This is a genomic window from Rubrilithobacter danxiaensis (assembly GCF_047272945.1).
Taxonomy (GTDB): Bacteria; Bacteroidota; Bacteroidia; order Sphingobacteriales; family Sphingobacteriaceae; genus Rubrolithibacter; species Rubrolithibacter danxiaensis.
In genome coordinates, this window is record NZ_JBKOPS010000019.1 from 21,790 (window position 1) to 36,269 (window position 14,480).

At 36.8% G+C, this 14,480-nt stretch carries 18 protein-coding genes; 12 read left to right on the forward strand and 6 right to left on the reverse strand.

Going from position 1 to position 14,480, the window contains the following annotated elements:
• Positions 1–21: 21 nt before the first annotated feature.
• The 4 genes from ACLCDL_RS17300 to ACLCDL_RS17315 are packed head-to-tail and all read left to right on the forward strand — an operon-like array spanning position 22 to position 2,486.
• Positions 22–1,284, forward strand: a complete 1,263-nt coding sequence (locus tag ACLCDL_RS17300) for an RNA polymerase sigma factor (RefSeq protein WP_423149670.1) — start codon at positions 22–24, stop codon at positions 1,282–1,284.
• Positions 1,274–1,840: a sugar O-acetyltransferase gene (locus ACLCDL_RS17305; RefSeq protein WP_423149671.1), complete on the forward strand. Its 567-nt coding sequence runs from the start codon at positions 1,274–1,276 to the stop codon at positions 1,838–1,840. The genes ACLCDL_RS17300 and ACLCDL_RS17305 overlap by 11 nt, the downstream gene beginning before the upstream one ends.
• A gap of 38 nt (positions 1,841–1,878) precedes the next feature.
• Complete coding sequence (locus ACLCDL_RS17310) at positions 1,879–2,295, forward strand: GNAT family N-acetyltransferase (RefSeq protein WP_423149672.1); 417 nt, start codon at positions 1,879–1,881, stop codon at positions 2,293–2,295.
• Between the two features lie 5 nt (positions 2,296–2,300).
• A complete protein-coding gene (locus ACLCDL_RS17315; RefSeq protein WP_423149673.1) occupies positions 2,301–2,486 on the forward strand; it encodes a DUF1905 domain-containing protein in 186 nt (61 codons plus the stop codon).
• Between the two features lie 52 nt (positions 2,487–2,538).
• Here the strand turns inward: ACLCDL_RS17315 and ACLCDL_RS17320 are convergent, their stop codons facing one another.
• The gene (locus tag ACLCDL_RS17320) at positions 2,539–2,730 is read right to left on the reverse strand and encodes a cold-shock protein (RefSeq protein WP_423149674.1); all 192 of its coding nucleotides are present in this window, start codon (positions 2,728–2,730) and stop codon (positions 2,539–2,541) included.
• Between the two features lie 91 nt (positions 2,731–2,821).
• Complete coding sequence (locus ACLCDL_RS17325) at positions 2,822–3,766, reverse strand: fatty acid desaturase family protein (RefSeq protein ID WP_423149675.1); 945 nt, start codon at positions 3,764–3,766, stop codon at positions 2,822–2,824.
• A gap of 253 nt (positions 3,767–4,019) precedes the next feature.
• Here ACLCDL_RS17325 and ACLCDL_RS17330 point away from each other — a divergent pair, with 253 nt between their 5' ends.
• Positions 4,020–4,301, forward strand: coding sequence for a hypothetical protein (locus ACLCDL_RS17330; RefSeq protein WP_423149676.1), 282 nt, complete (start codon positions 4,020–4,022; stop codon positions 4,299–4,301).
• A 348-nt stretch (positions 4,302–4,649) separates the two neighbouring features.
• On the opposite strand, the gene ACLCDL_RS17335 is transcribed toward ACLCDL_RS17330, so the two are convergent.
• Positions 4,650–5,876 carry a DEAD/DEAH box helicase gene (locus ACLCDL_RS17335; protein ID WP_423149677.1) on the reverse strand — a complete coding sequence of 409 codons (1,227 nt, stop codon included), beginning with the start codon at positions 5,874–5,876 and terminating at the stop codon, positions 4,650–4,652.
• A gap of 831 nt (positions 5,877–6,707) precedes the next feature.
• Here ACLCDL_RS17335 and ACLCDL_RS17340 point away from each other — a divergent pair.
• The 7 genes from ACLCDL_RS17340 (at position 6,708) to ACLCDL_RS17370 (ending at position 12,291) form a co-directional block, all read left to right on the forward strand.
• Positions 6,708–8,213: a flavin monoamine oxidase family protein gene (locus tag ACLCDL_RS17340; protein ID WP_423149679.1), complete on the forward strand. Its 1,506-nt coding sequence runs from the start codon at positions 6,708–6,710 to the stop codon at positions 8,211–8,213.
• Between the two features lie 13 nt (positions 8,214–8,226).
• Entirely contained in the window at positions 8,227–8,988 is a 762-nt protein-coding gene (locus tag ACLCDL_RS17345) for a c-type cytochrome (protein WP_423149680.1), read from the forward strand.
• 110 nt (positions 8,989–9,098) lie between these two features.
• Positions 9,099–9,551 carry a cold-shock protein gene (locus tag ACLCDL_RS17350; RefSeq protein WP_423149681.1) on the forward strand — a complete coding sequence of 151 codons (453 nt, stop codon included), beginning with the start codon at positions 9,099–9,101 and terminating at the stop codon, positions 9,549–9,551.
• Between the two features lie 11 nt (positions 9,552–9,562).
• Positions 9,563–10,078 carry a DinB family protein gene (locus ACLCDL_RS17355; RefSeq protein ID WP_423149682.1) on the forward strand — a complete coding sequence of 172 codons (516 nt, stop codon included), beginning with the start codon at positions 9,563–9,565 and terminating at the stop codon, positions 10,076–10,078.
• A 60-nt stretch (positions 10,079–10,138) separates the two neighbouring features.
• On the forward strand, positions 10,139–10,918 hold the full coding sequence (locus tag ACLCDL_RS17360; RefSeq protein ID WP_423149683.1) for an Fpg/Nei family DNA glycosylase: 780 nt from the start codon (positions 10,139–10,141) through the stop codon (positions 10,916–10,918).
• Positions 10,919–10,932: 14 nt separating this feature from the next.
• The gene (locus ACLCDL_RS17365) at positions 10,933–11,673 is read left to right on the forward strand and encodes a DNA-formamidopyrimidine glycosylase family protein (RefSeq protein ID WP_423149685.1); all 741 of its coding nucleotides are present in this window, start codon (positions 10,933–10,935) and stop codon (positions 11,671–11,673) included.
• A 63-nt stretch (positions 11,674–11,736) separates the two neighbouring features.
• Entirely contained in the window at positions 11,737–12,291 is a 555-nt protein-coding gene (locus ACLCDL_RS17370) for a DUF1543 domain-containing protein (protein WP_423149686.1), read from the forward strand.
• 9 nt (positions 12,292–12,300) lie between these two features.
• Here ACLCDL_RS17370 and ACLCDL_RS17375 read toward each other — a convergent pair whose 3' ends face one another.
• The 3 genes from ACLCDL_RS17375 to ACLCDL_RS17385 form a co-directional block, all read right to left on the reverse strand.
• Positions 12,301–13,137, reverse strand: a complete 837-nt coding sequence (locus ACLCDL_RS17375; protein WP_423149687.1) for a ThuA domain-containing protein — start codon at positions 13,135–13,137, stop codon at positions 12,301–12,303.
• Between the two features lie 16 nt (positions 13,138–13,153).
• Positions 13,154–13,543, reverse strand: a complete 390-nt coding sequence (locus tag ACLCDL_RS17380; protein WP_423149688.1) for a transmembrane 220 family protein — start codon at positions 13,541–13,543, stop codon at positions 13,154–13,156.
• Positions 13,544–13,627: 84 nt separating this feature from the next.
• Entirely contained in the window at positions 13,628–14,128 is a 501-nt protein-coding gene (locus tag ACLCDL_RS17385; protein WP_423149689.1) for a DUF4251 domain-containing protein, read from the reverse strand.
• Positions 14,129–14,480 lie beyond the last annotated feature (352 nt).

Sequence of the window (14,480 nt, forward strand, 5' to 3'; positions counted from 1 at the left end):
GATGATACAGAGGTTTTTTGTATGATGAAACAGGAGTTAATACCGCACTTATTTCGAACTGAATTCCGGAAAATAACTGCGGTAATTTGTAAGCTTTTAGGAATTGAAAATATTGAAAGTGCAGAAGATATTGCAAGTGAAACTTTTGTAGCGGCACTTGATACCTGGACTTACAAAGGTATTCCTCAAAATCCAACCGCATGGTTGTATGCCGTGGCAAAAAATAAAGCCAGGAATTATATCAGCCGGAAAGGCATTTTTGTTAAACGAGTTGCTGACGAAATAAAAAAGTCTTCACCCCGGTACCATGAACAGGAAATTGATTTATCAGAAGAAAATATTCGGGATAGCCAGCTGCAAATGCTTTTTGCAGTTTGTCACCCTTCCATTTCGGCTGAATCGCAGATAGCTCTTGCGCTTCGTGTTCTTTGCGGTTTTGGTATTGAAGAAATTGCCAATGCTTTTTTAAGCAATAAAGAAACTATCAACAAACGCCTTTTCAGAGCAAAGGAAAAATTGCGAAATGAAAAAGTTCCTGTTGAACTTCCCTTGAAACAGGAGATTGATAAGCGCCTTGAAAACGTTCTTACAACTTTATATTTACTTTACAACGAAGGATATTATTCAGAAAGTCAAGACTCTGTTGTACGAGAAGACCTCTGTTTGGAAGCAATGAGATTAACCTATCTGCTTCTTGAAAATGAACAAACGAAGCAACCGCAGGTGAATGCTTTATTTTCTTTAATGTGCTTTCATTCATCCCGCTTTCCTGCCAGAAAAAATGAAAATGGCGAACTTATTCTGTATCAGGATCAGGACAAAGCCTTCTGGAACCAGGAACTGATTACAAAAGGAGCTTTTTATCTTCACAAGGCGTCCCGTGGAAACAGAATGTCAAAATACCATGCAGAAGCAAGTATTGCGTACTGGCATACAGTTAAGGAAGATAATAAAGAGAAGTGGGAAAATATTTTACAGCTTTATAATCACTTACTGCAAATCGAATATTCCCCTGTTGCAGCGCTGAACCGGACATATGCACTTTCAAGAGTAAAAGGAAAACAAGAAGCTATTAAAGAAGCAGAAAAACTCCGGTTAACCGGCAATCGCTACTACTTTGCTTTGCTGGGTGAGCTTTATAAAAATATTGACAACAACAAAGCTAAAACTTATTTTGACAAAGCCTATTCTTTAGCAAAATCAGAAACTGAAAAACGGGCGCTCGCAAAGAAAATCGAAGAATTAAATACCGGCAATACAGAAAAACCAATTTATGAAAACTGAAAAAGAAAAAATGCTGAATGGCGAACTTTACGATGCTTTAGATCCGCAGCTTTCTGATGAACGGGTATCTGCAAGGCTATGGCTAAAAAGATTGAACGATGCCAGGGAAGATGAGGTGGAAGAACGGGTACGCATATTAAAAGAGTTGATCCCGGATGCAGGAGAAGGTTTGTGGATTCAAACACCCTTTTACTGTGATTACGGCTATAATATCGAAGTTGGCGAGAAAGTTTTTTTCAATTTTAATTGTGTAGTTCTGGATGTAATGAAAGTTAAAATTGGTAGCAGAACCTTATTTGGGCCCAATGTTCAGATATATACAGCTACGCATCCTCTCGATTACAAAGAAAGAGCCTCAGGGTTGGAATATGCAAAACCTATTGTAATTGGTAGTGACGTTTGGGTAGGTGGAAGTGCTGTTATTTGTCCCGGAGTGACTATAGGAGACCGTGCTGTAATAGGTGCAGGCAGTGTGGTAACTAAAGATATTCCACCAGATGTGTTTGCTGCGGGCAATCCGTGTAAGATAATCAGAAAATTAGATCAGGAGGAATAAATTCAAAGGAGGAATTTTCTGGATTAATATACTATAAAATGATAATAAAAGAGATTAATAAAGAAGATACGTGGCTAATAAGGCAAAAGGTGATGTGGCCCGACAAGCCGATTGATTTTGTAAAAATAAGCGATGATAATGCCGGCCTGCATTATGGTTTGTTTGTTGACGGAGTACTTACATCGGTGGTTTCATGCTTTGAAGCGGGCACTGATATGCAATTCAGAAAACTTGCTACCTTAACTGATAAACAGGGAAAAGGTTATGGAACGCATCTTTTAAAGTACATTTTAGATGTAGCCGGGAATAAAGGGATGAAAAGGCTTTGGTGCAATGCAAGGGTAAATAAAAAGTCTTTTTATGAAAAGTTTGGATTGATAAATACGGGAAATACATTCGTAAAAGAAGGAATTGAATTTTCCGTAATGGAATTATACCTTAGTGACAATCATTGACTTGTATGGAGAAGCCTTTAGTACAAAAAGAGTATATGTTGCAGAAATTCCCGGGAAAGGGAGGCTGGACATTTGCTGAAATTCCTGAGATTCCGCAGGACAAAAACTCGCCTTTTGGTTGGGTAAGAGTTAAAGGAAGGATCGATTCGTATGAGTTTGAAAAATATCACTTAATGCCAATGGGGAAATAAAAAAAAGCATCCGTTACCAACGGATGCTTACGATTCAATGATATGTATATTGTTATATAACTTTTACATTTACCGCGTTCAGACCTTTTCTACCTTGTTCTACTTCGTAGTTTACTGTATCATTCTCACGAATGTTATCAATAAGGCCTGATGAATGAACAAAGATTTCGCTGCCACCTGAAGTAGGTGTGATGAATCCGAAACCCTTAGTTTCATTAAAAAATTTTACTGTTCCTTGTTGCATTGTTTTTTTATTTATTCTATAAATGTACGATTAAAAAACTAAGACATCTATTCTTATTCAAAAAGAAAACGGTTTATTGATAACAGGATATTTAAATGACACTACCAAGTTTTTTTATATGCAAAATGTGCGAAATAAATGCTTTTCCTATTGTATTGTGTTCCAGGTAAGAGATATCGAATTCTCTGCACGTTTCTTTTACGAGTTTATTTATATGAGGATAATGTATATGACTGATTCCAGGAAATAGATGATGCTCCACCTGAAAGTTTAATCCTCCTAAAAACCAGGAAATCATTTTGCTTTTTGTTGCAAAATTTGCTGTAGTACTTATTTGGTGCACTGCCCATTCTTTTTGAATCTTATTTGTATCTATATCCGGTTCAGGAAACTGCGTTCCTTCTACTACATGTGCTAACTGAAATACAATACTGATAGAAAAGCCGCAAACAATACTAACAATCAGGAATCCGATAGAAGCTTTTATCCAGCCTACTGCTATTACCGGAACGGCAATATAAACCATCAGATAGCTTGTTTTAGTTAGCCAGAAAATAACATGCTCTTTCAAGTTCATTTTTTCGGTTTTCCCCAATCTTCCCATCTTACCTGAAAAATATTTTTCAAAATCCTGGTATAATACCCATGCCATATACGATATCCCATAAAGTAATATCCAGTAAATATGCTGAAATTTATGATACCAGTGCTGCGGTTGTTCCTGATGCATCCGCATAAATTTCACATCTATATCATGATCCATTCCTTCAATGTTTGTGTAAGTATGATGGTCAATATTATGTTTCTGTTTCCAGAAATGGATAGTGCCTCCTAACACGTTTAACGAATAAGCCGATAGGGCATTCAGCCACTTGTATTTTGAAAAACTTCCGTGTCCTCCTTCGTGCATGATATTAAATCCGATTACTGCAAGATTAAATCCAAGGAAACAACACAGTATAATTGCTACAAGGCTTGAAGGTGTAAAGAAAATAAGCACCATGTATAGTATTATAGCAGACAATGTAATGAACATACTCTTAACGAAAAGTTTTAATCCACCGGTCTTTGAAAACTGATTCTCGATGAAATAATTATTAACCTTAGCCTTTAAAGATTTGAAAAAAGGGTTGCTGGTGTTATTAAAGCTGATTTTTGACATAAATTATTAATTGTTCACGGGTATTATTAGCAAAAAAAGATCTGCACTCGATCGAGGTAAATAATAAAAGCGGATATTTGGTTAAGGTACTCTTTTATTAATGTACCTTTAGTCGGGATATTTAAATATGATATTATTTTCCAAAAGAAATTTAATCTATAAGGATTATAAATGGTCATTTTATCAGACAACCGATTTGAAGGTTTATGGTAAGTTAGACGGTACTGAGTTTGACCGGGGCGAAGGCAATGAAGTCGTTTATCTTATAAACAAATTGATGATATTATGGGATTACCGGTTTTCAAACACCGGCAACAAAATGGAGAAACTTATTCGCAATACCTTACCTCCACATATTAAAAGCCAGGAAGAAGTAAAGGACTGGATAAAGAGCAACCTGAAATTTTAAGCTAATTCAGCTTAGCTGCTGGTATTACCTGTCTCTATTTACTCTTTTTATTTTTGGCAGGCTCCTTTGTTTCAGCTTTAGAAGTTTTCCCCGATTGGTAATCTGATTGGGTTTTTGCTGCTTTAGCCTCATAGCTCTGCTTTGATTTTTTCTCGTTTTTACTCATTATAGTAGTGTTTATTTAGATAAGGTATTTCACAAACTTCTTAATAGAAGATGCTCTTTGATAAAGAGTCCGTCAAACAAATTGTTTTAGTATTCTGATAATAGGAAGAATAGAAGAGAGAACGATAGTAGTAGTGTACTTATTCTCTCTCCGTAAAGGGCAGAATGTTACTGATTAGGTAATCAAGCCGCTGCTTTTTTCCTTTTATGCTGTTTAAATTGCTTAAAAGGCCGTTTTGCTTTCTGCTTCTTCTCCTTTTCAGAATTTACAGGGCCGGTAATCAACAGGGGATAGGGATGATCTTTTATTACAGGAATTGATTGCGCCGTAAGCTTATTTATATCCTGCAGGTATTCCCGCTCTTCTAAATCACAAAAAGATAATGCAGTACCGCTTAAGCCCGCTCTTCCTGTCCTTCCGATACGGTGAACGTAGGTTTCTGGCAGATTAGGCAGTTCAAAATTTACTACATATTTTAATTCTTCTACATCAATACCTCTTGCTGCAATATCAGTAGCTACCAATACCCTTATCCGTCCTTCTTTAAAATTACCAAGTGCCTTTTGCCGGGCATTTTGAGATTTATTCCCGTGAATTGCATCTGCAGTAATACCCGCACGGTTAAGAATTTTTACCAGTTTATCGGCCCCGTGTTTTGTCCTGGTAAATACCAGGATGGTTTCCATACTCTTGTCTTTCAACAAATGGATCAAAAGAGAAGGTTTGTCCTTCTTCTCAACCATATAAACACGCTGGCTTATTTTTTCGGCAGTAGAAGATACAGGTGTTACTTCTACCTTTGCCGGATTGTTAAGAATACTGTAAGCAAGTCCTGAAATTTCTGCCGGCATGGTAGCTGAAAAAAACAGCGTTTGCCGTTTCTGAGGAAGTTTTGCAATGATCTTTTTCACATCATTTATAAAACCCATATCCAGCATTCTGTCGGCTTCATCTAAAACCAAGATCTGTATTTTTGCCAGATTAACCGCTTTCTGTGTTACCAGATCAAGCAATCGTCCCGGCGTGGCAATTAAAATATCAGTTCCGTTTTTTAATGCGCTTATCTGATTATTTACCGGTACGCCCCCAAAAACAACCCTGTGTCTTAATTCGGTATGCTTTCCATATGAAGTAAAGCTTTCACCAATTTGTATGGCCAGTTCCCGGGTAGGGCTTAGAATTAAAGTTCGGATTGCTTCTGAACCGCTGTTCTTATTAGCTAATAAAGTTAAGATAGGAAGTGCAAATGCTGCCGTTTTTCCGGTACCTGTTTGTGCACAGGCCAAAAGATCTTTTCTTTCTAATACCACAGGAATAGCTTGTTCCTGTATTGGGGTAGGATGAGTGTATCCTTCTGTCTTAAGCGCCTTTAGTACAGGCACACTAAGATTTAATTTTTCGAATGACAAATTGTTTTTTATTTAATAATGATAACAACCAAATGATCTATACAAGGGGAAGTTTATTTTGTATATCTCCCTGTCTTTTACGACAAGCTTTTTAAAAGGGTTAGAAGATCTTTGGTCAACTAAACGAGTTATTTTAATCAAAGATAGTGATTTTAAGTTAAATAAGCTATTGGAAACAGTTAAGAGTTTATTTAATAGTTTGTAGACAATAAGTTGTGTCCTCTCTTGTAAAGCTGTGAGAATTAAAAATAGAGAATTTCAGCAGGTTGTTCTTTAAGAATAAGTGTAAGGCGACGGTAGAAAATAAAGATTTAAGAGAAGAACAGAATAAAGCAAGTATTGATCCTTTTACGGTAAATGATTCAGAACTATGTTTAATCTTACAATAGAACATCTGACGGAAAGCTATAAAAGAAGCAAATTCAAACAGTAAGGTTCAGTTGGTAAAATATCTTGCAGAAAACAGTGAGGGCTAATTGATCATTGGATAATTACTGTTTTTTCTATTGCTAACAGTACTACTAATGGTAGTCCCTAAGATAATTATAACCAATTTTTGCCTATAGATTTTATTTATATTTATTTTTACTTATTTGTTTCTCTGTTGCTTATGTATTTTATATTAAATAACAATATATGTATATAAATTAACCTGGCAAATGCTGACTTACAACGGAGTTCTTGTCAAATTTTTAAATAAGAAGCACTCAACTAAATAATTTTAGTGGCAAAATTTGCTACCCATCTTTAACAATTTTGTCGGAATTAATTATTTTTAGAAATCTGGCTTAAGCCGATGCACTATTCAAATAGCCTTTATTACCTATCAGTATGAAAGATCTGCAAAGAAGAGAATTTATTAAAAAATCATTAATTGCGGGAATCGGTACTTCTTTAATTCCCGGGATTTTACAGGCAGAAGATGACACCACTTTGCCGAAGGAAGCCGGTAACGAACTCTACCGTAAATCTGTAAATAGCAAAAAAATTATTGTTGCGGGTGCGGGTATCACCGGACTTTGTTGTGCATACGAATTGATGAAGAGCGGCCATGAGGTAACGGTGCTGGAAGCAAGCGGAAGGCATGGTGGTCATGTTTATACTGGCCGTGATGGATTATCAGAAGGGTTATATGCTGATTATGGTGCAGATCATATTACCAAACCCGGGTACGAACGCTTTTTTGAATATGCTCAGGAGTTTAATCTTACCATACTTCCTTATCCGCATGCCGAAGGCTCAGAAGCGGCACCTGGAAGAAACGGACTTAAAATGATAGATGGTAAGTTTTATACAGATGAAGTGCTTGCTGATCCTGCCATCCTTAAAAAGTTTGGGTTTAACGACAGGGAAGTAAAGTTTCTTTCAGAAAATCCATGGTATGCACTCAGGTCATTATTTCTGAAACCTTATTTGGGAAAATTTAAGGATGAATATCAGCCTTTTGGGATAGGGTATGACGATCTGGATAAAATTTCCATCGCTGATATTTATAAAAAGGAAGGTGCTTCACCCGCTGCGCTGCGCTTTCTTGGCGGTAAGAATACATCAGCACTTTACGTGCTATGGCGATTGGCAATAATGCATTTTCGTGGGATTCCACTTTCGGAAGGAGAAACTTTTCATTTGAAAGGAGGGAACCAGGAACTTCCAACAGCTTTTGCAAAAAAACTTGGTTCCAGGGTAAAGCTTGCACATCCCATTCAGTCAATCAATCATAACGAAAATGGCGTTACGGTTACTTATAAAGCATACGGTTTTGATGAACCCAAAGAGATGAATGCAGATTTTTTAGTGAATTGCATTACCCTGCCAGTGTTTAAAAATATCCCTGTAACACCTGCTTTATCGCCCCAAAAGCAATACGTAGTAGATAATATGTCGTACAGCTCTCATCCTTTTTATGTATTTGAAGCAAGTTCAAAGTTCTGGCTGGATGACGGTTTTAAAAGCATTAATATGGAATTTGAACATCCCGATATTTCCTCTATCTGGCAGGAAACGAATGATGTGGATACAAGCAGAATTATTTTAAAAGCTTACGGTCCTGGCGGACTTTCTCCACAACGGGTGCTTGCAGCCTTTCGAAGTGTTTATCCCGGCAAACAGGATACAATAGTTCAAGCTTTAACTGTAGACTGGACAAAAGACAAATTTGCACCTGCCTGCGAAATGGAGCCATTCCCGATTGGCGAAATGCACAGGTTCTGGCCGGAAATTTTAAAACCGGAAGGAAGAATTTATTTTGCCGGAACTTATGCAGATAATCTCAGCCGCGGAATGGAATCCTGTATCCGCTCTGCACAGCGGGTTGCAAAAGAGATTAATCAGTTATAAAGCATTCGGAATCATGATTAAAAACACAAACTTTTTTTATCTGAATAGTGTGCTTTTTCTTTTGCTGTTTTTTGCATCCGGGTTTAAAATCCTGAATTCTAAACTTGCTACTCCAATTAATCTGGGTGCTCAGCAGAATCAGGCGCCGGTTGTTAAGATTGTTTCTCCTAAAAATAATAGTGTTTTTGAATGGAATGCACCTGTACAGTATTCCATTGATGTATCCGATAAAGAAGACGGTGACTCGAAATACCAGGAAATAGCCGCAAATGAAGTATTTCTGAAAGTAAAATTTGTGGAAGAATCCAAGATAGCGACTGAATTAAAAAACGCTGTAAAAGACGATCCTCCCGGCTTTGCCGCAATTAAAACATCCAACTGTTTAAACTGCCATGCTTTTAGTTCAAAGCTAATAGGCCCGTCTTTTTATGAAATAAGTAAACGGTACCGGTCTGATAAAGCAACTATAGATTTGCTGGCAAAGCATATACGGGAAGGTTCTACAGGTGTTTGGGGAAAAACTGTTATGCCTACCCATCCGGAACTGAGCACTGAAGAAACGCAAAACATGGTGCAGTGGATTTTGGAGAATGCTGCTGAATCAAATGTAAGCTATTATTCGGGTACAGAAGGTTTCTTTCGGCTTAAGCTGCCCGTTAATTCATCACAGAAAGGTGCTTTTGTTCTTACAGCCAGCTATCTGGATCATGGATTAAAAGATAAACCAAAATTAAGTTTACGCGGACAGGATGTACTGCTTATCCGGGGGAAATAAATAGAGGATTTTTTTCTATAAAAGAGATCGATTTTCATTTTTATCTTAAAATCCGTTAAATTATACCGACCTTAGCAACAAAAGCTCTTTAGAGTAAGTAAAAGTAAAATATGGGTAGATCAACAGAAACATTTAGTAAAAAAGAAAAAGAAAAAAAACGATTAAAAAAGCAACAGGAAAAAAAAGAAAAGACCGAAGAACGTAAAGCCAACTCTAGTAAAGGGAAAGGTTTAGAAGATATGATGGCTTACGTGGATGAAAACGGTAATATATCCTCAACTCCTCCTGATCCGAATAAAAAGAAAAAATTTAATACGGAAGATATTCAGATTGGAGTTCCCCGACAAGAATTTATTGAACAGGAGACTGTTCGCAATGGAAAAGTAACATTCTTTAATGAATCAAAAGGCTACGGTTTTATTAAAGATCAGCAAACACAGGAAAGTGTTTTTGTTCATATAAATGGCTTACTTCAGCCGATAAAAGAAAATGATAAAGTAAGCTTTGAAGTTGAAATGGGTCAAAAAGGTCCAACTGCTGTAAAAGTTAAAAAAATAGCTTAATTAATCATTTTATGCCTTCAAATCCTGTTGAAGTTTGGCAACGCGGGCCTGTACCGGAAATTACTCCCTTGCTGCAGCCCGTTGCCCATGCCTTGTTGCAGGCAAGAGAAGAAGTGGAAGAGAAGATACGCTCATTCCCAACAGAATTACTTTGGGTTCGCCCGGCCGGGATGGCTTCATGCGGCTTTCATCTACAGCATCTATGCGGAGTGATAGACAGGCTATTTACTTATGCCCGCAACGAAAAGTTAAGCGAAAATCAATTTGCAGAACTTAAGGCAGAAAAAGATGCAATCCGTGGTTCTACTACCGCAGAATTATTAGAACGCTTTACCAGGCAGGTAGATAGTGCAATAGAACAACTTAAATCTACTCCCGAAACAATTCTTACTGATTATCGTCCGGTAGGCCGGGCTGCTTTGCCTTCAACCGTAATTGGGTTACTTTTTCACGCTGCAGAGCACACTATGAGACATTTAGGTCAGTTAATAGTTACCTCCGGAATTGTTTCAGAGCAACAGGCCTAAAAACAGTACTGTTTACCCAAAACTTTTTATAAAACGTCAAGTTAGGTATAGTAAAAACTTATGCCTGAACTTCCCGATCTCCAGGTCTTCAGCCGTAATTTAAATAAGAAACTTGCTGGTAAAACACTTAAAACAATATCTGTTTATAAAGTCTCTAAATTAAATATCTCGCAGCAGGATATTAAGAAACAGCTAGAAGGGGAGAAGCTTGAAGAGATTTACCGTGAGGGAAAGGAATTACGTTTTAGGTTTAAAAACGGGCACAAACTGGGTATGCACCTGATGCTGAACGGCAAACTCTTTTTGTTTGAAAAAGAAAACAAACAAAAAAATATGGTTGCAGAGTTAGTCTTCAATGATGATACAGGTCTTGTTCTTGCGGACTTCCAGGGCCTTGCAACTCTGACTTTTGATCCGGTTGAAGGAGAAGCGCCAGATGCGCTGGGTAAAGGCTTAAAAGCAACGTATCTGGAAGAAAAGCTTCAAACAACTCGAACAGCTATTAAAAACCTGTTAATGGATCAGCATATTATCCGGGGAATTGGAAATGCATATGCGGATGAGATTTTATGGCATGCTCGTTTATCCCCGTTCTCGGTTTGTAATAAAATTCCAAAACATAAAATAGAGGAGCTTACATCTTCAATAAAAACAGTTTTAAAAGAAGCGGAAGAACAGATTTTAACCTCGCATCCTGATTTAATTCATGGTGAGATACGCGATTTTTTAAAAATTCACAATCCAAAAAGAAAAGAAAGTCCTGCAGGTACACGGATTGAAGTACAAAGTTTGAATTCAAGAAAAACCTATTTTACAGCCGAACAGGAGCTGTTTAACTAAATAAACCGCTCGTTATGCCCGAAGGTCCTTCAATTGTTATTCTGAAAGAAGCTGTGCAGGAATTTAAAGGAAGAACAATTTGTGTAGTTAGCGGAAATTCAAAAGCGTTTGATCTGTCTGTTCTGATTAACCAAACAATTCTCGACTTTAAAAGCTGGGGTAAGCATTTTCTTATCTGTTTTGAAAAATGTACTGTACGCATTCATTTTATGCTTTTCGGTTCATACCGGATAAACGAAGAGAAAGCAGCCACCCCCAGATTATCGTTGAAATTTGAAGACGGGCAACTCAATTTTTATACTTGTTCAGTTCAATTGCTGGAGCAGCCTTTGGATGAGGTATACGATTGGTCTGCAGATGTAATGAACCCAAATTTTGATGCAGGTAAAGCAATTGCAAAACTTAAATCGCGACCCGAATTGTTAGTATGCGATGCATTGCTTGATCAGAATATTTTTGCAGGAGTTGGCAACATTATAAAAAACGAAGTTTTATTTCGGATTCACTTACATCCTTTAAACCAGATTAAAAATTTGCCCGATAATGTTCTTAAGGATTTAACCAATGAAGCGGTTAATTATAGTTTTGATTTTTTAAAGTGGAAAAAGGAGTTTACTTTAAAGAAGCATTGGCTGGCTCATAAAAAAACGGTATGTCCCAGAGATGGCTTTCCGTTAATTAAAGAATATTTGGGCAAAACAAACAGGAGGACATTTTATTGTTCAGTCTGCCAGCTTTTATACTCCCTATCGTGATGCTGTTAACTGTATTTTTAATGGACTTAATCGCTTGTTTCGTATGTTTGGGTTTTAATATTTATGGAACACAAAAAACTCTTTATGGTGCTTGCAGGATGTAAACCGCATGGAAGGCATACCGAACAACATGATGTCTTTTTTGGAATTGGCAGTCAAATTTCCGACCTGATTCCTCAGTTACAACAATTCTGGCCTGATGCCGGGAAAATACATCTGGATGCATGGAGAAAGGTAACGAAAGTAAACGGTTATTCGGTAGCTGTTATATCTTCTGATGAAGTACACTCTTCTAAGGAAAAGTTGTTTTTTATCAATCTTGGAGGTTACAGAAAAGGAGAGTTTGATGAATTTCATTATAAACTGCTGATTGTTTCCTCACATCTCAATGCTGCTAAAGCGGACGCTAAGCAATCTGCTTTTTATAAACATACCGGTTTTGAAGGTGCACCTTCGCATATTGACGATAAATATGGTGTTGATGTAGATGATAGCTACGCTGTAGAGGATATTCTTCCGGAATATTTAAGACAGCAGTATCAGATTATACTTTCTAAAACAAATGAAACTAAGGAAGATGAACTTCATTTAGGGTATTTTCCTCTTGAATCTCTGTAGCAATTTGTATTATTTTCTTCTGCGGCCTAACCACAAAAGACCGTCAATCACCAGGTTATTCTGTACAGAGTTGTCGAATTGAAATGACAATTCTTTATTTGTTTTGTTCTCATAATCAATATCGTTATGGCCCATATTTATGTAAAGCATTCTGTAATTTTTGTTAGTCCATACTACGGGATAATATCCGCTGTGCCATATTTCATGTTGCTTGGGGCCGGTTCCTAAAGGAAAACTGGTTGAATCAATTGATAAAAGTATTTTAATATCCGGATTAGCCTTTAAGTCATTCGTCCACTTATACCATTCATTAGGCGAGGATCTGAATGTTGTAGGCAAATGTTTAGTTGCGGGATGCTTGAGATCTTCAACCCGCAATACAGCTGAAGTGGGCCGCCATGTATTTCCTGCATATTCTCCTGCTCCTAAAAAATGAGTGTGGTACCAGTCCCAGTTTTGAGGATATGCGGAAGGGGTCAGAGCAAATCCCGCAAAATGAAAACCCATCCAGGCACCGCCATTTTCCATGTATCTTTGAAAAGCAAGTCTTTGTTCCGGCAATTCAGGACGAGTATCTAAAAAAATTACTACCTGGTATTGCGAAAGAAATTTGGCATTTAAATTACTCCAGTTAGCGGTTGAGTCATAAGTAAAATGATATTTTTCTGCTATTTCAGGAAACCATCTGTTAGCCTCATGAACAAAACTAATATGAGCCTGATCATTTTTAGCAGTATAAAATGCAATGACTTTAAATTTCTGCTTCTGAACTTGCGCCTTACTTAAAAGGCAGAAGAACAATAAAAACCCCGCAAGTAAAGTTTTCAATACTTTATTTATATACATAAGGTAGTTAAAATATTTATCTGCGGAGGGTTGAGCGTTTAAATTTTTTAGAATACATCCAGTTAATGCTTAAGGCTATAATAAGGATAAGCAAACCAAAAAATTCTCTGGTTTCTTCTATCCATGGCTTTCCGGCTTTCATACTTTGGGCTATGTTTTCTGCCTGATGCTCACTGGCCCAGTCTATAACACCATATTTGTCGAAGAAAAGATAAACAGCATAGGCAAGATACACTATTATGCCCGCAAGATATCCTTTAGGATAAAATTTCTTTTGTGAAGCCAGGTAACATAAAGCGGCACTATATAGATATATAGGCATCCATATATAAGGATCAGGGTCATTATATTGAAGTCCGGCAAAAATTATAAAAATGATACAAAAGAAAATGTTAACTATTTTCATATGATTACTAAGAATTGTTTTACAATTTTAATATATAATTCTTAGCAAGTATAGTTATTGTTCTTTTTTAGAAGAAAATATAGACTATTTATCATATTTCATTAGGCGTCCGCTGTAAGATATAGGTTCTCTGTCGTTACTATATACCTGCAAGGTAGCTTTTCCATTATCAAAAACGGTTAAAAGTATTTTTCTTACTTCATTACCCGGCCCATTGGGTTCTATTGTAACATTCCAGCTTTTTTTTCTTCCGTTGTCCATTTCATAGGTAAACTTAGTAGCTGTAAAATGAATCCCGGCTTCTGCCGGATTCATGGGGGCTGTATAAGCCCTGCCAAAATAAGGAAGATCAGCAGTTAAAGAATCGTTCGAGATAGTTAAGCCATATTCAGTAGTAAGGTGTTTTGCAATGCTTCCACGCGGGTAAACCATTTCTGCCCTAAATTGATATTTTTTGGATTTTAGAATATCTTCTACTGGTACAGCCTCTTTTGAGGCTTTCTGAGCCAGAGATGTATTTATTCCTGAAAAAGTAAAAATCAGTAGAATAATACAACTTATCAAAATCTTGTTAATCGTATTCATAGAATATTTTTTATATAATAATAACGTAAATGCTTTATAATATGTGTTGTCAAAACCTAAAAAGATAGGCATAGGAAAGGCTATAAGAAATGGAATAATTTTTATTTGTTTGAATTATAACCAGTTGCAAAAAACTTAGAGAAAACATTCAAATAGTACTTGACAGAACGAGAAAAAGGTTGCACTTTTGCAAACGCTTTCGCAAGGGGAGCGAGGATTGAAAGAGAGGTTGAAAAGAGGGATAGCAGGGAACAAGAGAAAAGGTTTTGGGTCTTCAAAAAAAAGTTAAAATAAATTTTGGAGAATAGAATAAAGTTTCTACCTTTGCAGTCCCAAACGAAAGGGAGCTACG